Below are 21709 nucleotides of genomic sequence, written 5' to 3'. Positions count from 1 at the left end.
GCTGTCCCATTAAAATAATTGTTCTAATTCGTTCTTATCTGGTTGATACGTATTCACTCGCCCGCTTGCCACAACACGGTTATCTGCGAGGATTTCGCCTTCAAAACTGCCAATTTTATCGTCACGCATTAACAGCGTGACCTTACAATCCAGTAGCGTATTAGCCGGAAATTTTCCGTCAGGACAGCGCAGCCCGCGCCCGCCGAGGAGCATCCCAACACCAACCGACTCTTCACCAGCGCTCACCGTATGCCAGCCGGACCATACCCCTACCGTCTGCGCGATGATTTCGATGGCAAACCAGCCCGGCAGCGTGCCGTCATCGTTAAGAAAAGGAGACAGCACGCCCGCTGAGCTGACTTTTACCTGACAATGGGCGCCTGTTTCTGTGACCTCCACGACCTTTTCGAGCAGGCACATCGGCGCTTTATGGGGCAGGTAACGCTGCGGAGGAGAATAGTCAGTCATGTGCGGATCCAAAGATCAGGGTGGCGTTGTTGCCGCCAAAGGCAAAAGAGTTAGAGAGCATGACCGGCTTATACTCCGCCCGGGGTGAAGTCAGTAACCCGCACGGTGCCAGTCCTGTGTCCTGAGTACAATCGCTGAAATCCTGCGCCGGCAAAGATAAACGGCGGGTTAACATCAGATAACAAAGCGCCGCCTCGCAGGCCCCCGCTGCGCCGAGAGTATGCCCTGTCAGATGCTTCGTTGAGCTGCCCGGCACGCCTTCGCCAAACAGCGTATTGACCACCTTCGCTTCGATCTCGTCATTTAAGCGCGTGGCTGTGCCGTGCATATTGATATAGCCGATATCTTCAGCGGTTAACCCCGCCTCCTTCATCGCCATTTTAACGGAGCGAATGGCTCCCGCCCCTTCCGGGTGCGGCGCGGACATATGCCAGGCGTCGGAAGACTCCCCTACGCCGAGCAGCTGAACCGGGCCGGATTCACGGCTGAGCAGCAGCAGAGCGGCCGCTTCACCGATAGTAATACCGTTGCGTTCAGCGCTAAATGGCCGACAGCGCCGCTCGCTGAGAGATTCCAGGCTGTTAAAACCGTTTATCGGCATGCGGCTTAACGTGTCTGCCCCGCCCACAATTGCCGCGTCCACCATGCCGGACTCAATCAGGCGTTTGCCGGTAATGACCGCCCGGGCGCTGGAGGAGCAGGCGGTGGAGACCGTCAGCGCCGGGCCGTCGAGGCTGAGGTATTCACTGACGAAGCGCGACGGATCGCCCAGCTCCTGCTGCCCGTAATAGTACGTTTCGTGCGTGCCGCTCACTTTTCGGTCTGCTTCATCAAGCCCCGAGGTGCTGGTGCCCAGCACTACGGCAACCCTGTCCCGGCCATAGCGTGTAATCAACTCATCTGTCTGCGGCCCGATCTGTGCCAGCGCCGCCAGCAGCAGACGGTTGTTTCGGCTGTTGTGCTGGGGCAGCGTGTCGGGCATCGGTGGAAGCTCGCCCGTCACCCGACCAACCCAGCAGTCGCCCTGCTGCAGCCAGTCTTCGGTGTCTGGCACCATGCCCGGTGAGCGTCCTGCAGCCAGGTTGTCGGCAATCTCATCGAGCGAATTCCCCATGGCGTTAACCATGCCCACCGCGGTAACGAAAATCATGACTGGCCGTCCAGGTTCTGAATGGCGATCAAATAGCCAAAGCGGTGATGCTGAATGCTGACGGGCAAACGTTTACCGTCGCGGGTGACGTAGCTGATGGTCTCGATAAGCGCGTTGGTGTCATCACGCAGTTCGCGCGTTGCGCCGCTATCTTTCAGCGTCCAGCCCTTCGGCAGCTGGGGCTGCCAGGCGCTGACAGGCCAGTGGCTGAGCATAATATCCGCCAGCACCTGGCTTGCCGGGGGCATTTCCGGCAGCGTTATCGACTGCTCAGTTTTCACGCCGCTCTTGTCATAGGTCAGGCGGAACAGGCGAATGCCAAGCGGCGACAGGCCCGCCAGCATAACCTTCTGGTCATCGGCGTTGAGCAGCACCATCAACGACTGCGTTTTGCCTTTCAGGCTGGCGGTCAGCAGCTGCTGCTGATTGACAGCGGGCGCAATGCCCGGCGCAGGCAGCGTCACCAGCGTCCCCGGTTTAAGCCAGGCCTGCGGGCGAGTGGTATCCGGTTCAGGTGAGCTGCAGGCGCTCAACAGCGATACGCCCAGCAATAAAGCGCAAACGGCTAACTGGCGGATGGCGCGTTCGCCTGTCCGCCCTACAAAACCAGAATAACTCCGTTGATTCAATTTCATGATTTTCCTTTGTCCCTGGCCGGCATCGCCAGCGGCGCGGTCAAAAATGCGCAGAAGATCCCGCAGCTCAGAACAATGCCGAAGCTGGCAATAGCCTGGGTGTGGCTAAAGACCAGCATGCCGAGCGTCAGCAGCGCGGTCAGTAAGGCAACGCTCACCGCCAGCATGGAGGTCAACGGTGTACCGCGCGGATTGCTGAAGAACAGCGTGTAGTTAATGCCGATCCCCAGTACAAGCACAAGGGCCAGCAGCGAGAATAAGTTCAGATCGTGACCGCTAAACGCCAGTGCCGCAAGCCCGCCGCCAAGGGAGAGCAGCGAAGGCACCACGTTGAGCAGCCCTCTTTTAATCCCGAGGCGCAGCACATAGCTGACGGCGATAGCCGCTACGGCCGCAGCCAGTAAACCGGCCAGCAAAGCGCGATAAAAGCCAAACAGCTCGTTGAAAGAGGATTTGCGATCCACCCAGCTCACGCCCGGCTGCTTAGCGGCAAGGCTTTTCAGCGCCGCGCCGTCATGCACACCGTTTACCGGCACTAACGCCCCGCTCCGTCCGTCGGGCAGCGACAGCCACAATAAACGCCAACCGCTGCTGATGACGCTTTTCTGCCAGAGATCCGGCGTGACCGGCATTTGCTGCAGATTCGGGGCGCTCACGTTCATGCCCGTCTCCGCCAGGCGCTTTTGCAGCACCGGAGCAGCTTCGCGCAGCAGGCGCAAATCGGCCTGCTGGCGCTCAAGGGAGGCCAGGGGGAGCAGGCGGTAACCGTCAATAAGCTTGCGTTCACGCAGCTTCGCCAGCTCCGGCGCCAGCTTTTCCAGACGCTGCAGGGTCTCTTCCGCGCTGGTGCCGTAAACCATAAACCATTTCTGATCCATGCCCTGCCCGGTCAGCAGGGTCATCGCCTGCTCTTCACGCAGCAGATCCTGCGGCAGGGCCTGCAGGCTGGAAATGTCGTCATTAATGCGCAGCAGCGAGATGCCCGCAAGGCTGATAGCCAGCAAAACACAGGGGATCCCCACCCGCACGGCATTCTTCGTTTGCCAGGCCGCAAGCCAGGCCTGCATCCAGCCACGGCAGGGAACCGGACGCACCGGCAGGCCGCGCACCGCGAAGGGATACAAGCAGACAACCGTGAGGCAGGAAGCGGTTAACCCGCTGGCGGCAAATACGGCGAGCTGCCGGATACCCGGGAAAGGTGCGAACATCATAATGAGCCAGGCCAGCACCGTCGTCCCCAGCGCCAGCAGCAGGGCGGGAAGCACTTTGCGCATGCTTCCAGACGGCGAACTTTCCGCCCCGTGCACCATCCTCTCCGTCAGGTAATAGAGCGTGTAGTCAGCCGATACGCCGACAATTCCCAGGCTCATCACCAGCGTCATCAGATGCAGCTGGCCAAAACAAAGCAGCGTGATAGCCGTACCCGCAAGCGCGCCGACGGCGACGGAGGTGACGCAGAGCATCAAAGGACGAACCGACCGGAAAACCAGAAGGATCAGTAGCAGTACACCAGCTACCGTCGCAAGCCCCAGGGTGGAAACATCGTGCTTCGCCTGCTGGCTGGCATAGTCACTGTAAAACAGCGGGCCCCGGGACATGACTTCTGCTGCCGGAAACTGGCGTTGCAGGTTGTGCTGCAGCGCCCGCAGCTGGCTTACTGCCTCGCGCCCGCGCTGCATATCAAATGAAGAGCCTTTCAGCTCACCGTGCAGCAGGTACCAGTAGCGGCCCTGTTTATCCCGCGCCACCAGCCAGCCGCCGATTAGCCTTAGCTGGCTGGCGCTCTGCTGCAACGCCAGCTGGGAGCCGCGCACCAGCATTAAAGGATCGTTTGCCAGCTCTTTACCGCTGACGCCGGAAAAGGCAGAGTAGAGCTGCGCCAGCACCCAGTCGGCCTGGGCATCCCCTCCTTTTTGCAGTCGGGAGCGGGTCTGCGCATCCACCAGCCCGTTGCGATGTTCGAAATAAAATTTGCCCCAGGCCTGCTGCCCCGCCGCGTCCATTGGGCCCTCAACGCTTTCTAAAAAAGGCTGCTGCTTAAGCCGGGTCTGCCAGGCTTTCGCCACGGCGGGGTCCGGTCTGGTGCCTGGGCTGACCAGCCAGAGCATCTGCCTGTCGAGACGCTGCAGGAAGCCCGCCTCAATAGCCGGGGGCACTTTGCCCAGGCTCTGAGCTGGCAGCAAAGAGAGCACGCTGCTGTCCAGCCGGGCTTTTGGCAGCAGCAGACACAGAACAACGATCAGCAGGGCGACAACACTCAGCCAGCCCCACGCCAGGCGGCGCGGCCACTCAGAAGGCAAAACGCTGCTGCTCTTCATACGTTAACGTTCGCGGTTCCGGGCGCTGGTTGCTGAAGGTGATTTCCGTGAAATCACCCTGGGTATCGTTAAGCTCGATGACGTTAAGGTACTTCTTCCCTTTGAGGGTGAGCGTGCTGAAGAGCTTATCGAGCGGCGTGCTGGTCGGGGTCAGCACCAGCTGCCACTCACCCTTGCCGAGGTCGGTAAATTCGTGGGTGAAGTTCTCGTCGAGCACTTTACGATCGGCCTGAAACAGCGCGCGCAGCAGATGGTTAAACTGGAACATCTGCGGGTTGCTGTCGGCGGTGATGACCTCCGGGGCCTGGGTACCCATCACCTGCACCATATGGCTGTCATCGAGGATCAGCGTCATCGGGAAAGGGTGCTTCTGCTGCCACCACAGCCCGGTGTTTTTAGCGATCAGCACCTCCCCGCTGGAGTAAAGGGGCTGGCTCATGCCGCTAATCTGGCGCTCCTGCTGGAATTTGGCGCGCACAACCGGCTGGGCGGCAAAGCGCTGCTGAATATCGTCAAGCGTGACGGCACCGGCGGGGTAGCTGACCAGCAGCAGCGCTGACAGTAAGAGTTTTTTCATGGCTTCATCCCCATGCGTTCAAATAACACGTCCGGAGAGACAAAACACATCTCGCCGGATGCGGCGTCTACGGCAACCTGAATGGTATAGCCCGTGGTGGTACGCCTGCCGCTGGCGGCATCAACGATTTGATAACCGATCTTCAGGCGGTTTTCGAACTCCAGCACGCTTGCCTGCACGAGGATCTGTTGCCCAAAGGTCACCACGCCGCGGTATTTTACTCTGGTATCGACCACCGGCCACACGTAGCCGGAATCCCGCATGGCGCGATAGCCATAATCAAACTGATCCAGCAGCGCCTCGCGGGCGATTTCAAAATAGCGAAAGTAGTTGCCGTGCCAGACGACTTCCATGGCGTCGACATCGTGAAACGGCACCTTAATGCTGACCTCAACGTGAAAGCGCGGGTCACTCAGCATGCGGACTCCTTTTCCGGCGGAAGCTGCCAGAAATCATAAAAGTTAAACCAGTCGAGCGGCGAGCGTAAAGCATAAGCCTCAAGCCGTTCGGCGTAGCGATCTACGGCCAGTTGAAGAGCCTGCTGGCGCGTGGACCGAGGTAAAAGTAGCGGGTCAGCAAATGGCTCGGCATGAATACGGAGCTTTCCCTGTTCACGCAGAACCATCATCAGAATAACCGGGCAGCGCAACGCGGCGGCAAGAATAAAAGGCCCCTGCGGGAACGGAGCAGACGCCCCCATAAACGGGCTCCAGCATATGCGCCTTTCGCCGCCGCGCTGGGGGTTAACCGCAATTCTGTCGCCGACTATAGCAATCCACTCCCCGGCGTCGAGTTTCTCGCGCAGCATCATGGCCGTTTCCGGGCCAATATGGGTAACTGGCAGCAGATTAACGGCGGCTTGCGGAGCAATCTCTTCAACTATCTGCCGGAAGCGCCGGGCGTGATCGGTAAAGACCAGGGCGTTGATCACCAGCCCTTCGTCAACCTGCGCCAGCGCGCGGCTGGCCTCAATTTCGCCAAGATGCGCGGCAAGAATAAGCTTTCCGCTGCCCGGCTTGGGCTGCAAAACTTCGCGGCTGCCGGGGGCGAAGCTAATATCCCTTCCCCATTTGATATCCCCTCGCCAGGCGGCAATTTTGTTGAGCATCGCGTCGCCGAAACGTAAAAAGTGGCGGAAGCTGTTTAGCCCGCCCGGCAGCGCTATGCCTTTACTCTTCGCCTGCTGTTGCACACGCTGCAGCCAGCTTTGCGATGCCTGACGCTGAGCGCCACCGGTCAGCCACATCCACGCCACCACAGGGTAAAGCAGCAGCGTAAAGGCTCGCCGCCCCAGAACCTGGTAGATGCGCAGCATCAGGCGCATGCCCGCCAGCCCTTTGCGCTCTGGCACCTGTGCCCAGTGATCCGCGTTACGGCGGTGGCGCATCAGCAGAGCGGGAATGCGCGGCAGCATGCCGAAGAACAGCTTCGTATGCATCCACGAGATGCGCAGGTTGTCATGCAGGGCGTCAAAGTGCGACAGGCCGTCAGCGGGATAGGTAACGCGGGTGCGCAGGAAGCGGCTATCCACGCCGGACCAGTAAAGGCGCACCATGATTTCGGTGTCGAAATCCATACGCCTGCCCGGCGGATGCTGCGCAATCAGGGCGAGCGTAGAGGCCAGCGGATAAACGCGGAAGCCGCACATGCTGTCCTTCAGCGACAGCGACAGCGTTTCAATCCACACCCAGACGTGGGTGACGTAGCGGCCATAAAGGCGCGCCTTTGGCACCGAGTCGTCGTATTCCGGCCGCCCGGAAATCAGCGAGTCAGGGTGGAGACGGGATTCATCAAGGAAACGGGGAATATCTTCGATACGGTGCTGCCCGTCGGCGTCCAGCTGGACGGCGTGGGTGAAGCCTGCCCGCTGCGCCGCCTGCAAACCGGAAATCACAGCCTGCCCTTTGCCGCCATTAATGGCCAGGCGAACCAGCGTCACGTCGGAATGGCTGGCGGCCAGCGCCACGAGCTGGTTTGCCGTCTGCGGCTCGCTGCCGTCGTCGACGATAAAACACCGCAGCGCAAAAGGCTGCAGGCGCGCAAGCACGTCCGGCATTGCGGCCCCGTGGTTATAACAGGGGATCACCACGCAGGGGCGAAAATCAGAGGGCTTTACTGACATAGCTTGATTTTTCCGCTGCTGACCGGCTGGCGCGCATCATCGTTAACCAGCCGATATTCAAAACTCAGCGCGCTGCGGCCCACATCCCAGCGTAAGTTCAGCTCCAGCAGGCTGTCGGGCAGCACCGGACGCTGGAACTTGACGTTCTCAATTGAGCTGAATCTCAGCCCTGGCGCAAGTTCCGCGCCGTAGGCCATGACCCAGTCAAGCTGGGCAACGCCCGGCAGCAGCGGCTGCACGGGAAAGTGGCCGCGAAACCAGCTCGTTTCGGCTGGAATGCGCAGCAGCAAACACAGCTGGTTCGCTTCCGGCTGCGTGCGGCTCTCTTCAAGGGGTCTCATCAAATAATTCCTGTAGTTGCGACCACGACCGCTTGCTCTGGCTGTTAAGCGGAATGCTTTCGACGATGCGCCAGTAGCGGGGGATGGCCACCGGCTCGAGCCACCGGCTCAGGGAGTCGCGCCACTGGGCTTTCAATTTTTTCAGCGGCTCATGTGGCTGCTGTAATACCACGACGGCGCCGGGCACCGTGCGTCCGCCACGCGTCAGGGTGACAACCGCCACGTCTTTGATCATCGGCAGCGCCAGCAGGCGGCGCTCAATTTCGCTGAGCGACACCCGTTTCTCTTCAATTTTAACGATGCGGTCGCGGCGGCCCAGCAGCGTAAATTCACCGTGTTCGGTGAAAGCCAGGCTGTCATCAAGATTACACACGCCACCCTCAACTAATGGGGAACGTACCGACCATCCCTGTTCGTCAGCGGCAAACTTAACTTTCGGAAACGGCTGCCAGGGCTGCCCGGCCTTCAGATGCTTTCGCCACGCCAGCACGCCCGTTTCGGTCGTACCGTAGATTTCGCAAACCGGCTCACCCAGCCATTCCCCTGCCCGCTGCGCGGTGTCGTCATCCAGCTTGCCGGCTGCCGAAATCGTCATCCGACAAGGGGGAGCCGTAAGCCCGTTATCCAGCCGCTTCAGAAACGCGGGGCTGCTGATAAACAGTAAAGGAAAGCCCCTACGGGCAGAGAGCTGCTCGGGGAAATGAAGCATAGCGGTGTCGCACGGCAGGCCCAGCGTCATCGGCAGCATAATGCGGAACGTCAGGCCGTACATATGCTGATGGCTGACCGACGCGACAACCCGGCAATTCGCCAGCGCCTTCCCCCACAGCGCCGCGAGCCAGGCGCTCTCCTCATCCAGCGCCCGTACGGTTTTGAAGATCTGCGTGGGCTGGCCGGTCGAGCCGGAGGTGAACAGCACGACGCCAGCGCAGTCGGGAACGGGCGGTAAAGTAATATCTAAATCGCAGGCAAGGCCATCAGGCACGATGACTGGGCAATCAAGCAAAAAAGGCTGGTCGGCAATCACGCCGCTAAAAAACGTGTGCTGTTCCCGCAGTTGCGCTTCGCGGCAGTGGCCGGGAAGAACGGGCGTTTTACCCGCGTGAAGCGTAGCCAGTAGCGCAACAAGAAAACGGTAGCCATTATCAAAACAGAGCGCCCAGCGTTCGCCGGGCCGGTGGCGCAGTTCGCCATATAAGCGATGAACATCGCGTTGCAGCATCTCCTGCGTCCAGCCCTTGTCACCCTCAAAGGCAACCAGATGCCCGGCGCTGCGCGAGGCGCTCAGCCACTGGCCCAGCGGCAGAATATCAACCATGGCGGCGCTTCACCCGCAGGCGTACCAGCCACTCTACTGCGAACAGCGTGCCCATCAGAAGATAGCTGAGCATACCGTTCCACAGCGTCCAGATATACAGATTGTCGTGCAGGCAGGTCCACAGGGCCACGGCCCCGTTAACGACGAAAAAAATGCACCAGACCTGGGTGACCTGCCGCGTATAGTGAACCGCCGCCGGGGTGAGATCCCCATCTCGCCAGCGGGCGAGACGCTCAATGAGCGGCATCCGGCTGAACAGCGAGCCGCCAAAAAGAGCGAACATCACGATGTTCACCACGACGGGATACCACATCAGCAGCCGGGCCTCGCGAAGCCCGACGCTTGCCAGCGTCAGAATAATAGCGACGCCCGCCAGCCCCTGAGCGGCACGGCTTAGCGTACCCGTTTTACCGCGCAGCGCGGCCAGGCGCAGAACAAAAAGCAGGGCCAGCAGCGGCAGCAGCCAGCGCAGGTGCGGGAATGTTAGCGCAAGCCAGACGGCAAAAGGCCAGCCGATAACGGCCAGCCATCCTGCAATGCTCAACGCTTTTGCGCCCTGCCCGCGCATCAGGAGTCCTGATACAACCGTTCTACAGCGTCAACCACATCCTGTACGGTGCGTACTGCTTTAAAATCTTCCGGCCTGATTTTCTTTGCACTGCGCTTTTGCAGGTGAACAACCATGTCCACGGCGTCGATGCTGTCCAGATCCAGGTCTTCGTACAGGCGGGCTTCAGGTTTGATCTGGGCTGCATCCAGCTCAAACAGCTTGACCAGCAGCTCGGTGACTTCTTGATAAATCGCTTCTTGATTCATAACTGACTCGTTCTTTTTCAGGCGCTATGGCCGGGATTTTGGCTGGCAATAAAGGCCGCAAGCGTCGCTACAGAGTAAAAATGCTGACGCATAGCTTCATTTTCCGCTGAGAGGACGACGCTATAACGCTTTTTGACCGCAAGGCCCAGTTCGAGGGCATCAATGGAGTCCAGTCCTAAGCCATCTTCGCCGAATAGCGGCACGTTGCTGTCGATATCATCCACGGCCGTCTCTTCAAGATTCAGCGTGTTGATGATTAATTGCTTTATGTCGTTCTGTAAGGATTCCATATGTGCATCCGGGTCTTAACGGGGGTCAGGGACAAGCGCCTGACGTAAATAGTGGCTCAGGCGACGCGCCGCCAGCGCCGGGGCATCGTCGCACTTTTCCACAAAATCCAGGCTTTCGATGCGCTGGCGCACCGATACCGTAATCATTGGCCTGCGCGCCGGGATCTGATACCAGCGGCTCTGCTTGTCCAGATAGCGCTGGTCACAATCAATATGCACCAGCCGTAGCGGGCAGGCGCTGCGCACCGCAATCTGCGCCGCGCCTCGCTGTATCGTCAGAGGCTCCCCTGGGCGCGTGCGCGTGCCTTCCGGGAATATAAGGATGCTCTCACCCGCCGCCAGCCTGCGCTGACTTTCCGGCAGCAGCGTTTCTCCCTGGCTGTTAATCAGGTAGTCTGCGGCCCGAATTACGCCCCGGAAACAGGGGTTACCGATCAGGCTCGCTTTCACCAGGCAGCCGATCTCCGGGGCCAGGGAGGCAATAAAAACATAATCAAGCAGCGTGGGATGGTTGGCAACGATGAGGCTGCCTTTTTCGGCTCGCAAAGCCTCCGCACCCTCAATCTGGTAATCAAACACGCCGAGCAGCCTGCCGATGCGCAAAAACAGACGAAAGCTTGCGCTGATGCTGCGGCGGGCAAAGCTGCGGCGTTTAACCGGCGCGCGCACGGCAAGGAGCAGCAAATTGAACCATACCAGCGACAAAACCAGGCCACCGCTGCCAAACAGGATGAACAGAAAGCCGGTCATGATGACGCGCCAGCCCCATGCCATCCGCCGCCGGACCAGGAGCCACATCAGCTGCGCGTCCACTGCCAGGTTAACCGCTCGCCGGTGACGGCAAAATTGCTTTCCTGACCCAGCCAGGCATGAAGAAAAGCCAGGCTCTGGGGTAACCGCTGCGCGCATTTTTCTGCTGCGGGCTTACTTTCAACCCGCAGCTGCTCCCCCGCTTCCAGAAGCAGACCCACGGCGTAAGGGTAATGTTCATCGCACTCGTCAAGATGCGGCTGATAAAATTCAGGGATCGCCCCGTCAAAATCCACCAGCAGCACGCGGCGATAGCCAGCATGCTGAAAAGCAGCCACCTCGATCAGGGCCTGCAAAAAGGTGTCGCGCCCGGCCGAAACGGAAGAGGAGACATACGGCGTCTTCGCCGCGATGGTGACGTTGCCCACGGCAGAATTATGAACGGACATGGCAAAATCGGTAGGCGAGAGCGCCTGCTGTTCAGCAAGCGCGGTAAGGATTCGGTAGTTGCGCTCCAGTTCGCCGTGGCGGCTGGAAAAAACCAGCGCATCGGCCTGACGGCGGGCGAGCACGGCAAGGGCCGTATCAACGGCGAGGCGGCTACCGGAAGCCAGGCGTCGGGCCGTCATCATGGGCAGATGCGTGCATTTTGCAATTGACGCTTTTGCGTCAATTGCCGCCGGAGCGTCTCCCCACGCGCGCCAAAGCGCGACGTCAGACAGACCGGGAGCGATCGCCTGCCAGTCAGTAATGTTAAACCCTAACTTCATTCTCGCTACCATCATCATTTGCTGCGACCCGCATATGTAGCTTTTTTTTATGGCGCGGGATATCGAATAACTCTTAATTCTTCGGACAATCCTCAGCAATGAAGCCTTTCCATCGTTGCAAGTTCCGAAGGCCCGGAATAGTAACAAAACCAGCACGGAAATAAATCATCACTTTTGCAAACGGCTGATCCGGAGGACCGGACCAGAGGGGATCATTCGTAGGCCACGCTGACAATAGCCAGGCGTTTTTGCGGGTCGAGGTAGCGAATGTTGGTGTGCATGAGGCTGTCACCGCGAACGGACCAGACGTTCAGGCCCGATAGTGCGACGGTATGGGTGACAGGTTTTCCTTTATTGCTGCAGATGATATTAATCCACTGTTCCTGTGGCGAGAAGCCGCATCCACCTTCGACTATCTCCCCACGGAAATGAATCACGCCGCTATTTTTGTCTGCATGAGCGAAGGTAGAAACGCTGGCCAGCGCGGCAATACATAAATAAATCTTTAAAGTCGCTTTTACCACGATGTTGACTCCTCAACGCAAAGTGTACTGAGGGTTATCGGCAAACGATGAATCCACTACAGTAAAACATTGGTTCAGGAACGACATATTCGCAACAATATATTTACAAATAAAAACCCTTGAAACGTTGTTACGTTTTCCCCGGCATAACCCATTGTTTTTCTATATTAATATTATTACCGTCGCTCAGCGTCACAGTGATCGTCACCGTATCGCCGGGTTCAATATTCAGGCTCAGTCTGGTCAGACTGATCGGCTCATTGGCCTTAATAAAGAGGGTTGAACGTTGTTTACTGGTACTGCTTCCCCCTGCCCCGGCTCGCGTAGCCGCCAGCTGCATGGCACAACGACAATCGGTAGTCAGTGTGGCAACGGGCTCAATGGTGTAAATATTGCCCTGCTGCTGGGTAGTAAAGGTCAGCTGATTAGAAAGGGCTGCTAACAAAATTAAGGTGTGCATGCTTTTCTCCCATAAAAAAACAGGGCCATGGCCCTGTTTTTATATAGCGCAGATTCTCAGTTAGTACTGGGAAGCCGTCGCATGGTTACCAAAGCCAACCTGAGTAACCTGGACGTGTGAACCAGATGCGGTCTGGTCGACAACAGCACCGTTACCCCCGCCGTATTGACGGACGGTAATATCAGACTGTTTGCCGTTCCACTGGTCGATGGTGGCGTTGTTAGCAAAACCGTTCTGAGAAAGTTCTACTGAACTGTCGTCAGAACCCTGGCCGACATCGGCACCGTTGCCCCCACCAGACTGTTTAATGTCTGTAATAGAGTTTTTAGCGTCAGACTGCAGCGCAGTTGCGTTGTTACCGCCACCCTGCTGATAAATTTTCAGGGTTGAATTTTCATTTGATTGTGGCATACCGCCACCAGGATATCCGCCGCCGCCACCGCCGAATCCTGCTGCCAGTGCACTACCTGAAACCACCAACGCTGCTAATGCTGCCACTTTGAAAAAGTTCATGGTGAAACCCCCATCGGATTGAGAATGTAAGCCCAAATAGTTTGTGTATTATCGTTGGATAACACGAACCGCCATTTGCGACTGTTTCTGCACTACAACTGCTGTTTTTTGCGTACCGTCCTGAATAATGCTTGCTTTATTACCAGAACCTTTCTGAATAATAAGGGCTGCATTTCCAGAATTACTCTGCTTAATATCCGCATCATTGGCGCTGCCCTGCTGCGAAATATAAGCAAGATTATAACTTCCTGATTGATCGACATTTGCCCGGTTGTTACTCCCGTACTGAGAGACTTCCGCCAGCTGCCGATAACCTTTCTGGTTGACGTCGGCACTGTTATTGCCGCCGTACTGACCAATAATTGCTGCCTGATTAAAAGAGGCTTTGCTTAATTCATTAACTGCAAAGTTATACTCTGAAGCAGCGAGGTCAGAACCTGCTGCTAATACATAACCAGGTGCACCCAGCAATGCTAACACCATAAATAACGATCTGTTTTTCATGTTGTCATCCTGGACCTGGATGCTGCCAGGTAATTAAGCGAAAATTATTTCCTGTTAACGCCAGCGGTAAGAAGTTATTGCTGCGTTACGGAAATGAGTATGTCTGTCGAAACATTTAAAATATCTCACCCGCACGTTGTATTTTTATAATTATACTCACCACAAAGCATGAGTTATTTAAAAAAAACCAATGCCAACAAAGCGTTCTTTGGATAAAAAAAGAGGCCTGCATCACTCGTCACCCACTGAACTATCAGTGGATCTATTTTTGCCGTCTGGCTGAGAAGCCTTACGAGGAGAACAACAAATTATTCATAACCCATGTCATCAAGGCGTGTTTTCTTAAGCGAAGCGGCAACTCGCAGTAAGTTACCTGTCACTTACATATGTTAAAAGTAATTCATAGCGGAACTAATTCACAAAAAACCATAAAATACAATAAGATACAATTGTTTGTACGACATGTATAATTGTGCAAACTAATAAATTTGTACAACTTTAGTATCAGGACTAAATAGTCAAAATTTCTTTATGCAACATTTTAATATTCACAGTTACATTAAGTTACACGTTTAACACTTGCTTTAAGATTAGTAACCGCTAGATTGGAATCAGCAGTAATGATTTCCTTTAACACTCTCAGCGTATTTAAATCGCATTCATGAAAGTGTTTTTATCTTTAACACACAGCAGTGCCGCACTTATCAGTACCTCTGGTGAATTAACTTCCTGTTAATTCAGCTGATAGTGCATAAAAACCGGGTGGAGTTCCAACATGTTTAATGAAGTCCATACATTAAATGGTCACACATTGTTGTTGATCACCAAACCTTCGCTGCAGGCTACAGCTTTATTACAACATTTAAAGTCGTCTCTGGCTGTTAACGGAAAACTTCATAACATTCAACGCTCTCTTGAAGAGATAGCGGGCAATGTTCTGGTGCTCTTCGATATGGTAGAGGCGGATAAGAAGCTTATTAATTATTGGCAAGATACCTTAAGCCGCAAGCACAACAGCATCAAGCTTCTTCTTCTTAATACTCCTGAAGAGTATCAGTTCCGTGACATTGAAAACTGGCCGCATATTAATGGGGTGTTTTATACCACAGAAGAGGAACCGCGTGTCGTAGAGGGGATTCGGGGGGTCATGGATGGCGAATGCTACTTCTCACAAAAGCTTGCCAGCTATTTGATCAACCATTCAGGAAATTATCGCTTTAATAACGTTGAGTCGTCGTTATTAACGCACCGTGAAAAGGAAATCCTTAATAAATTACGCATTGGCGCTTCAAATATTGAAATTGCCCGTTCGCTGTTTATTAGTGAGAACACGGTAAAAACACATCTCTACAATCTTTTCAAGAAGATAGCTGTTAAGAACCGCACTCAGGCGGTCTCCTGGGCAAACGATAATCTCAGGCGATAAGGCCATGAAACGACACCCTGCTTTACTGCTGGCGACAGTTTTACTGTGCGCTCCAGGCGGCGTTCGCGCCGTTGAAGTGGAGATCCCCGGACTGCTGACGGATCACACCGTTTCTTCTGTGGGCCACGACTTTTACCGTGCCTTCAGCGATAAGTGGGAAAGCAGTTTTACCGGGAATCTGACTATTAATGAACGGCCCAGTGCCCGTTGGGGAAGCTGGATAACCATTACTATCGATCAGGACGTGATCTACCAGGCTTTTTTATTCCCCACGAAACGTGACTTTGACCGCAACGTTGAAGTCGCACTGATTCAAACTGATGAGGCAATTAAACGCCGGCAGGTCGACAAAGCATTGTTGAGTACCGGTGATTTAACCCACGATGAGTTTTAGGAGGCTGTCATGCGTATTGTTCATGCAGTTTTACCGTTAATGCTGGTCACACCGCTGGCCTGGGGAGGAAACATGGTTTTCCAGTTCGTAAACCCTAACTTTGGCGGCAACCCCAATAACGGCTCGTATTTGTTAAACGGAGCACAGGCGCAAAATTCGTATAAAGATCCCAGCTATGACGACGATTTTGGTATTGAGACTCCATCCGCACTGGATAACTTTACCCAGGCTATTCAGTCCCAGGTACTGGGCGGACTGTTGACCAATATTAACACCGGTAAACCTGGTCGCATGGTCACCAACGACTTTATTGTTGATATCAAGAATACGGATGGCCAGCTGCAGCTCAACGTCACTGACCGCAAAACCGGGAAAGTCTCAACCATTCAGGTTGCCGGCTTACAAAGTAACTCTACTGATTTTTAGTGGGCTTAAACAATCAAAAAGTATTTAAGGATAAACATCATGCAGCGCTTACTTCTTATCGTAGCAGTGTGTTTATTAAGTGGTTGTTTAACCGCGCCACCTAAAGAAGCTGCACGCCCTACTCTGATGCCTCGGGCCCAGAGCTACCGCGATCTCACCCATCTGCCGGAAGCTCAGGGAAAACTGTTTGTCTCGGTCTACAACATTCAGGATGAAACCGGTCAGTTTAAACCTTATCCGGCGAGTAACTTCTCTACGGCCGTACCGCAAAGCGCCACCGCGATGCTGGTGACGGCGCTGAAGGACTCGCGTTGGTTTATTCCTCTGGAACGTCAGGGATTACAAAACCTGCTTAATGAACGAAAAATTATTCGTGCAGCCCAGGAAAATGGCACCGTCGCAGATAATAACCGGCAGCCTCTGCAATCTCTGATGGCGGCAAACGTTATGATTGAAGGGTCGATTATTGGCTATGAAAGCAATGTGAAATCCGGCGGGGTCGGGGCGCGTTACTTTGGGATTGGCGCCAATACGGAATATCAGCTAGATCAGATTGCGGTGAACTTACGCGTCGTTAATGTAAGCACCGGTGAAGTCCTTTCTTCAGTCAACACCAGCAAAACTATTTTGTCTTACGAAGTACAGGCCGGGGTATTCCGCTTTATCGACTACCAGCGCCTGCTGGAGGGTGAAATCGGCTATACCAGCAATGAACCGGTCATGATGTGCCTGATGTCCGCCATCGAAACCGGGGTCATTTACCTGGTCAATGACGGTATCGACCGCGGGCTGTGGGACTTGAAAAACCCGTCCGACAGAACTAACCCGATTCTCGTTAAATATAAAGAGATGTCGGTGCCTCCGGAAGCCTGATGCGCCCCGGGTAATAAAAAACCAGCCTCGGCTGGTTTTTTTTATTCAGGAATGACAGCCATTCGTTTCGCTTTTCTTGCCGCAAGCCAGAGCCCGCTGTTCTTCATCGCAAAACCAAACGCCAGCCCAAGCAATAAAGAAGGCACGACTACCCGCCACTCGCCCTGATTGGCAAAAATCGCACAGGCGCCGATAAAAGTGCCGGGAACAAATGAAAGCAGGACGTGCCGGGCCTGGAGGCACATCAGGAAGGCCACAACGCCGGTAACCACATAGCCGAGCATCTCCAGATGCGGCGCAAGCGCGCTACCGTGGATAATGACCAGCGCCCACATAACCCCGCTGCACAGCGTGCAAAGTGAGATAAACAGGCCCTTCAGCCCCCCTTGCGGGCAGGCAAAGTAGGCCGTACAGCCGAGGAAACCTGCCCAGCTAAGCAGGCCAAGACTCACCGCCACCCAGCCCCAAAGGCCTGAGAGGATACCGGTAGTCAGTGCAAGAGAAATGAGTATGTTCATGGCGGCGTATCATAGCAGAGCCTTTCTGCTCAACCACGATCTGCCGCACATTTTATTAAAGAAACAGAAATTTATTGCAGCTTAATTGCTATTTAAATCACACTTATTCCTCTTCAGCTTCTTCCAGCTCGTCACGCATCGCCTGAATCGCTTCACGGCTGACGGCCGCCAGCGTGCGGTAGAAAGGCGTGGTGGCATGTGCTTCAACCTTACCGAGGAAAATGCCGCACCAGGGCAGCAGATACTCGTCGAACAGCGTGATCTGCGCTTCGTATTCGTCTTCCTGAGACTGATCTTCAAGCCAGGAGGCTGCGAGCAGCAGCGTACCAAAATGGTCGGCAGGCGTTTCCGCCAGCGGCATGCCTCGCGACTTCAGAAACTCGCGTACTTCCCCTTCCTGGCTGCCCTCTTCCCAGGCCGAGCGGTAAGGTGAAACGCTGCACGCTTCGCCCACGAACAGCGCGTTGTAATCTGCCGCCATCTGCTGGGGATCGCAGCTCTGCTGCAGGCGCACCAGCAGCGCGTCCTGCTCCAGAGGCCAGCTTGCCGCAAGCTTTCCTTCGCGGATCATAGTCAGTAGCGGCACCAGCAGGGGATCCTGCGGCTGACGATAAAACAGCGATCCTAAAATACGGCAAATAATTGAGAACTCATTCATGCTCAGGGTCCATTCAGGGGTGAAGATTAAAGCGTGGCGAACTCAGCAATCGGTGCCATGCCACGGGATTCAAGAAATGCTAATAAACGGCGCGGCGAAACGTTAAGAATACGCTCCTCCGGGAAATCAACTTCGTCGACGATTTTACGGCATTCACTGAAGTCGCCAAGGCTAAAAGCCGTATGGGAGTCAGATCCCAGCGCCAGCCAGCCGCCCGCGTCACGCACGGCGGCCGCAACAGCACGGCAGTTCGGGCCGCTGCCCTTGCGGGAATGGGTAAAGGAGGAGTTATTCAGCTCGAGCGCCACATGGTATTTCGCTGCGGCTTCTGCAATTGCAGGAATATCGACGGGGAACTTAGGGTTGCCGGGATGGCTGATGATATGCACATCCCCCGCCGCCATCGTGGCAATCATGGCTTCGGTATGGGTCGCTTCATCCTGCGGGGGGAAAACAGGCTCGTGGAAACCGGCAATAATCAGGTCGAGAGCGTCCAGCATCGGGCCTGTGCAGTCGATTTCCCCGCTGGTATTTTTAATGTTCGCTTCAATACCGCGCAGGATGCCCACGCCGTCAACCAGTCGCGGCCAGATGCGCATATTCACGAAATGCCAGTAGTGCGGGGCGTCGGCCATGTCCGGGCCATGATCGGTGATCGCGAATAATTTAATGCCTTTGCTTTTCGCGATGGCGATGTAATCGTGGAGGGTACTGTAGGCGTGGGTGCTGGCGACGGTATGCATATGCAGGTCAACGGGATACATGGCTCTCTCCTTTTCTCTTTTAGCCAAGGATAGCAGTTATCGCCGCTGAATTTTAGCCCGGCATGGCCGCCGGGCATCGGTTTAGTAGCCGTACTGCAGGGAAACTTCCCCTGTCGGCTTCTCGCCCTTCTCAATCTGGCCGATGGTTTTCGCGATATAGGTCATCGCTTCGTCCGGACGCGTTACCGCCGCAATGTGTGGAGTAATGGCCACGCGAGGATGCTTCCAGAGCGGGCTGTCGACAGGCAGCGGTTCTTTGGCAAAGACATCCAACATTGCACCTTTAACCTTGCCGCTTTCAAGCGCCGACAGCAGATCGGCCTCAACAAGATGCACGCCGCGCGCCAGGTTGAGCACAAAGGCCTGGTCGGCAAGCTGGGACAGGAGAGACTGATTGATGATGCCAACGGTCTGCGGCGTGTTGGGCAGCAGGTTAATCAGCACCCGCGTCCCCCGCAGGAATTCTCCGAGCTGCTCTTCGCCCGCAAAGCTGGTCACGCCAGGGTAATCCTTCTTGCTGCGGCTCCAGCAGCGCACCGGGAATCCCCACGCAAGCAGGCTTTCCGCCACCTTGCTGCCCAGCACGCCTGCGCCAAGCAGGCCAATCGTGAACTCCTCGCGACGATAATCTTCCAGCGTCTGCCATTTCGCCTCCCCCTTCTGCGCCTGATAGTCATCAAAGCGGCGGAACCAGTGCAGCACCTGGCTTACGGCATATTCCTGCATCTGAAGTCCCATACCGGTATCTTCCAGACGGAATAAAGGCACGCCGGCAGGCAGCATATCGGGATGCGCCTGAAGCCGACTAAGAATCGAGTCCACGCCAGCGCCAAGGGCGAAAATCGCTTTCAGCTGCCTACGCCCGGCAAGCATCTCCACCGGCGGGTGCCAGACCAGCGCGTAATCGGCAGGTTCATTATCGCCAGGCTTCCATTCCCGAACGCGTGCGTCGGGCATTAACTTTTGCAGGCCAGTCAGCCAGGACCGGGTATCGAACGTTGGGTGATAAAATATGATATCCACGCTTTCTCCTCTTTTTTCCCAGGATTACGCGAAACGCGAATCAATTCAAGTACTGAATGTAATAAAAAAGCAGCGCCCTTTGCTGGTTTAAAGCGCAAGTTGTTTGAAGTTTGTCTAAACGCGCGAATTTCGGTAAAAATAGCGTTGACGCCCCATGCCATTTTCCCTACATTAGCGCCCGTTCCAGCAGCGCTGGAGCAACAATATGGTGAGGTGTCCGAGTGGCTGAAGGAGCACGCCTGGAAAGTGTGTATACGGCAACGTATCGAGGGTTCGAATCCCTCCCTCACCGCCATACTTAAAGAAGAGCCTGAACTCACGTTCGGGCTTTTTTATTGCCCGTAGCCCCTAAAAGGGAGCGGATGAGAACTCTCGACAGGGTTCGACAACAGGTTAAGCCTGTTGGACAGCGGAGACATTCATGGCTCCGCTGCCCGCAGGGTGAGCGCAGCGAATCAATCCCTCCCTCACCGCCATATTTCATAGGAAAGCCTGAACTCATGTTCGGGCTTTTTTATTGCCCGTAGCCCCTAAAAGGGAGCGGATGAGAACTCTCGACAGGGTTCGACAACAGGTTAAGCCTGTTGGACAGCGGAGACATTCATGGCTCCGCTGCCCGCAGGGTGAGCGCAGCGAATCAATCCCTCCCTCACCGGCATACTTAAAGAAGAGCCCGCATGCAAATGCGGGCTTTTTTTCGTCTTTAAAACCTCCGGTGGATGGCACTGCGCTTATCCACCCTACCAGTCCACACGTAGGGCGGATAAGCGCAGCGTCATCCGCCGTTTATTCTCATCCAAACGACAACAAGATCTTTTCAGGCCCTTTTGCTCACCCCTTGAGCAAACGCGCTATAAAGAATAAATTACGCTTGACCGATAGGGGCTTACTCCCTATAGTAGCGCCCCGTTGCCCCCGTAAGTGGGTAGCAAAAACAATACGGTGAGGTGTCCGAGTGGCTGAAGGAGCACGCCTGGAAAGTGTGTATACGGCAACGTATCGAGGGTTCGAACCCCTCTCTCACCGCCACATTCAAAGAAGAGCTCGCATGCAAATGCGGGCTTTTTTTTCGCATATAGCACCACGAGAGAAGGGTGAGAATCCTCGACAGGGTTCGACAACAGGCTTTAGCCTGTTGGACGTCAGGGACAGATATGGCCATGACGCCCGCAGGGTGAGCGCAGCGAATCAACCCCTCTCTCACCGCCACATTCAAAGAAGAGCCCGCATGCAAATGCGGGCTTTTTTTGACCATCAAACACCGAAAGCTTAAAAGGCAATGAATTGATCATTGCCTTTTTTGTTATAAATCTCTGAATGACCCCAGCCGATAGCCACGTCGGGCAATCGCCTCTTTGAGCGTCGCCGAAGTCAACACGTCCAGCTCCGCAAGCCTTGGGTAGCAGTATTTGCTGGCCAGCACCGTATTGTCGATAAACGACGGGTGGCACATGATTTCTAGCGATTGCTCGTTGCGCGCGGTGCTGCGCTCGAGCGTTTCAAGAAACAGCGCTTCGGAAATCGCCTCGCCGTAGAATCCGCTGTCGAAACCCTGGCTGCTTTTCGCACCCTGAAGCTTCATCTCGCCCTGGCGCAGATCGTCCCGGTCAATACGGATTGCGATCCCTTTATCTTTCGCGAAGGCCTCTACGATGGGGAAGATTTGCGGGATCATATGGACGTGGTGGTGGCTGTCGAGGTGCGTTGGCAGTCGGCCAAAAAGATCGATAAAGCGCGCAAACTGATATTCCAGCTCGTGTTCTATTTCATCCAGCGGCAGCGTGCCCGCCTCGCCCATCTCCCAGATCCATTTACCCAGCTCACCGTTTTCACGGGTCAGCCCCGGCATGGCGGAAAGCGGACGGCCCAGCGTCAGCACAAAGTGCATGCCCACGGACAGATCGGGATGCGCCTTGCTCAGCTTCACAGCATGCTCAATCCCCGCCGCGTTAACCATCGCAGTGGTGGACGTCACGACGCCATGGCTGAACGCCTCGATAATGCCGTAGTTCTGCGCCTTGCAGAGGCCAAAATCGTCGGCATTTACGATCAATAACTTTTCCATACAGGC

General features: G+C 55.6%; 27 protein-coding genes and 2 tRNA genes. 6 read left to right on the top strand and 23 right to left on the bottom strand.

Features of this window, described 5'->3' with window-relative positions:
- Nucleotides 1-9: 9 nt before the first annotated feature.
- The 18 genes from ACA108_08335 to csgB all read right to left on the bottom strand — a co-directional run bounded on the left by ACA108_08335 (nt 10) and on the right by csgB (nt 13556).
- Nucleotides 10-468, bottom strand: coding sequence for a 3-hydroxy-fatty acyl-ACP dehydratase (locus tag ACA108_08335; GenBank protein ID XEX97494.1), 459 nt, complete (start codon nt 466-468; stop codon nt 10-12).
- Nucleotides 461-1618 carry a beta-ketoacyl-[acyl-carrier-protein] synthase family protein gene (locus ACA108_08330; GenBank protein ID XEX97493.1) on the bottom strand — a complete coding sequence of 386 codons (1158 nt, stop codon included), beginning with the start codon at nt 1616-1618 and terminating at the stop codon, nt 461-463. The genes ACA108_08335 and ACA108_08330 overlap by 8 nt, the downstream gene beginning before the upstream one ends.
- Nucleotides 1615-2253, bottom strand: coding sequence for a DUF3261 domain-containing protein (locus ACA108_08325; protein ID XEX97492.1), 639 nt, complete (start codon nt 2251-2253; stop codon nt 1615-1617). The genes ACA108_08330 and ACA108_08325 overlap by 4 nt, the downstream gene beginning before the upstream one ends.
- Nucleotides 2250-4571 (bottom strand): MMPL family transporter, encoded by a 2322-nt coding sequence (locus tag ACA108_08320; protein ID XEX97491.1) that lies wholly within the window; start codon nt 4569-4571, stop codon nt 2250-2252. Before ACA108_08320 ends, ACA108_08325 begins: the two co-directional genes overlap by 4 nt.
- Entirely contained in the window at nt 4543-5148 is a 606-nt protein-coding gene (locus tag ACA108_08315; protein XEX97490.1) for an outer membrane lipoprotein carrier protein LolA, read from the bottom strand. The genes ACA108_08320 and ACA108_08315 overlap by 29 nt, the downstream gene beginning before the upstream one ends.
- Nucleotides 5145-5567: an acyl-CoA thioesterase gene (locus ACA108_08310; GenBank protein XEX97489.1), complete on the bottom strand. Its 423-nt coding sequence runs from the start codon at nt 5565-5567 to the stop codon at nt 5145-5147. Before ACA108_08310 ends, ACA108_08315 begins: the two co-directional genes overlap by 4 nt.
- Nucleotides 5561-7270 (bottom strand): glycosyltransferase, encoded by a 1710-nt coding sequence (locus ACA108_08305; protein ID XEX97488.1) that lies wholly within the window; start codon nt 7268-7270, stop codon nt 5561-5563. Before ACA108_08305 ends, ACA108_08310 begins: the two co-directional genes overlap by 7 nt.
- The gene (locus tag ACA108_08300; GenBank protein XEX97487.1) at nt 7261-7611 is read right to left on the bottom strand and encodes a hydroxymyristoyl-ACP dehydratase; all 351 of its coding nucleotides are present in this window, start codon (nt 7609-7611) and stop codon (nt 7261-7263) included. Before ACA108_08300 ends, ACA108_08305 begins: the two co-directional genes overlap by 10 nt.
- On the bottom strand, nt 7598-8929 hold the full coding sequence (locus ACA108_08295) for an AMP-binding protein (protein ID XEX97486.1): 1332 nt from the start codon (nt 8927-8929) through the stop codon (nt 7598-7600). The genes ACA108_08300 and ACA108_08295 overlap by 14 nt, the downstream gene beginning before the upstream one ends.
- Nucleotides 8922-9497, bottom strand: coding sequence for a hypothetical protein (locus ACA108_08290; GenBank protein ID XEX97485.1), 576 nt, complete (start codon nt 9495-9497; stop codon nt 8922-8924). The genes ACA108_08295 and ACA108_08290 overlap by 8 nt, the downstream gene beginning before the upstream one ends.
- Nucleotides 9497-9745: an acyl carrier protein gene (locus tag ACA108_08285; protein XEX97484.1), complete on the bottom strand. Its 249-nt coding sequence runs from the start codon at nt 9743-9745 to the stop codon at nt 9497-9499. Before ACA108_08285 ends, ACA108_08290 begins: the two co-directional genes overlap by 1 nt.
- A 17-nt stretch (nt 9746-9762) precedes the next feature.
- The gene (locus tag ACA108_08280) at nt 9763-10035 is read right to left on the bottom strand and encodes a phosphopantetheine-binding protein (GenBank protein XEX97483.1); all 273 of its coding nucleotides are present in this window, start codon (nt 10033-10035) and stop codon (nt 9763-9765) included.
- Between the two features lie 15 nt (nt 10036-10050).
- The gene (locus ACA108_08275) at nt 10051-10809 is read right to left on the bottom strand and encodes a lysophospholipid acyltransferase family protein (GenBank protein ID XEX97482.1); all 759 of its coding nucleotides are present in this window, start codon (nt 10807-10809) and stop codon (nt 10051-10053) included.
- 23 nt (nt 10810-10832) lie between these two features.
- Nucleotides 10833-11555, bottom strand: a complete 723-nt coding sequence (locus ACA108_08270; GenBank protein ID XEX97481.1) for a beta-ketoacyl synthase chain length factor — start codon at nt 11553-11555, stop codon at nt 10833-10835.
- Nucleotides 11556-11767: 212 nt separating this feature from the next.
- Entirely contained in the window at nt 11768-12079 is a 312-nt protein-coding gene (locus ACA108_08265; GenBank protein XEX97480.1) for a hypothetical protein, read from the bottom strand.
- A gap of 130 nt (nt 12080-12209) precedes the next feature.
- The gene (gene csgC, locus ACA108_08260; GenBank protein ID XEX97479.1) at nt 12210-12539 is read right to left on the bottom strand and encodes a curli assembly chaperone CsgC; all 330 of its coding nucleotides are present in this window, start codon (nt 12537-12539) and stop codon (nt 12210-12212) included.
- A 60-nt stretch (nt 12540-12599) separates the two neighbouring features.
- On the bottom strand, nt 12600-13052 hold the full coding sequence (gene csgA, locus ACA108_08255) for a curli major subunit CsgA (GenBank protein XEX97478.1): 453 nt from the start codon (nt 13050-13052) through the stop codon (nt 12600-12602).
- A gap of 48 nt (nt 13053-13100) precedes the next feature.
- Nucleotides 13101-13556, bottom strand: coding sequence for a curli minor subunit CsgB (csgB, locus tag ACA108_08250; protein XEX97477.1), 456 nt, complete (start codon nt 13554-13556; stop codon nt 13101-13103).
- 775 nt (nt 13557-14331) lie between these two features.
- Here csgB and csgD point away from each other — a divergent pair.
- Genes csgD through csgG form a run of 4 tightly spaced genes read left to right on the top strand, consistent with a single transcriptional unit; the run spans nt 14332 to nt 16675 of the window.
- Nucleotides 14332-14982, top strand: coding sequence for a biofilm master transcriptional regulator CsgD (gene csgD, locus ACA108_08245; protein XEX97476.1), 651 nt, complete (start codon nt 14332-14334; stop codon nt 14980-14982).
- Between the two features lie 4 nt (nt 14983-14986).
- Nucleotides 14987-15376, top strand: a complete 390-nt coding sequence (csgE, locus tag ACA108_08240) for a curli production assembly/transport protein CsgE (GenBank protein XEX97475.1) — start codon at nt 14987-14989, stop codon at nt 15374-15376.
- Between the two features lie 9 nt (nt 15377-15385).
- Nucleotides 15386-15802 (top strand): curli production assembly/transport protein CsgF, encoded by a 417-nt coding sequence (csgF, locus tag ACA108_08235; protein ID XEX97474.1) that lies wholly within the window; start codon nt 15386-15388, stop codon nt 15800-15802.
- A 39-nt stretch (nt 15803-15841) separates the two neighbouring features.
- Nucleotides 15842-16675, top strand: a complete 834-nt coding sequence (gene csgG / locus ACA108_08230; GenBank protein ID XEX97473.1) for a curli production assembly/transport protein CsgG — start codon at nt 15842-15844, stop codon at nt 16673-16675.
- A 41-nt stretch (nt 16676-16716) separates the two neighbouring features.
- Here csgG and ACA108_08225 read toward each other — a convergent pair whose 3' ends face one another.
- The 4 genes from ACA108_08225 to ghrA form a co-directional block, all read right to left on the bottom strand.
- Nucleotides 16717-17193: a DUF1097 domain-containing protein gene (locus ACA108_08225; protein XEX97472.1), complete on the bottom strand. Its 477-nt coding sequence runs from the start codon at nt 17191-17193 to the stop codon at nt 16717-16719.
- Between the two features lie 103 nt (nt 17194-17296).
- Entirely contained in the window at nt 17297-17851 is a 555-nt protein-coding gene (locus ACA108_08220; protein XEX97471.1) for a molecular chaperone, read from the bottom strand.
- 26 nt (nt 17852-17877) lie between these two features.
- The gene (locus tag ACA108_08215) at nt 17878-18615 is read right to left on the bottom strand and encodes a phosphatase (GenBank protein XEX97470.1); all 738 of its coding nucleotides are present in this window, start codon (nt 18613-18615) and stop codon (nt 17878-17880) included.
- Nucleotides 18616-18696: 81 nt separating this feature from the next.
- Entirely contained in the window at nt 18697-19638 is a 942-nt protein-coding gene (gene ghrA, locus ACA108_08210) for a glyoxylate/hydroxypyruvate reductase GhrA (protein XEX97469.1), read from the bottom strand.
- 207 nt (nt 19639-19845) lie between these two features.
- Between ghrA and ACA108_08205 the strand changes: the two genes are divergently transcribed.
- Together ACA108_08205 and ACA108_08200 are read left to right on the top strand one after the other, a co-directional pair.
- A tRNA-Ser gene (locus tag ACA108_08205) sits at nt 19846-19933 on the top strand.
- A 646-nt stretch (nt 19934-20579) separates the two neighbouring features.
- Nucleotides 20580-20667: transfer RNA gene (locus ACA108_08200), tRNA-Ser, on the top strand.
- A gap of 274 nt (nt 20668-20941) precedes the next feature.
- Here ACA108_08200 and chbG read toward each other — a convergent pair.
- Nucleotides 20942-21703: a chitin disaccharide deacetylase gene (gene chbG, locus ACA108_08195; protein XEX97468.1), complete on the bottom strand. Its 762-nt coding sequence runs from the start codon at nt 21701-21703 to the stop codon at nt 20942-20944.
- Between the last annotated feature and the right edge of the window lie 6 nt (nt 21704-21709).

Source organism: Dryocola sp. LX212 (assembly GCA_041504365.1).
Taxonomy (GTDB): Bacteria; Pseudomonadota; Gammaproteobacteria; order Enterobacterales; family Enterobacteriaceae; genus Dryocola.
Note: the sequence above shows the minus strand (reverse complement) of the source record. Positions and strands in the feature narration are given on the sequence as shown.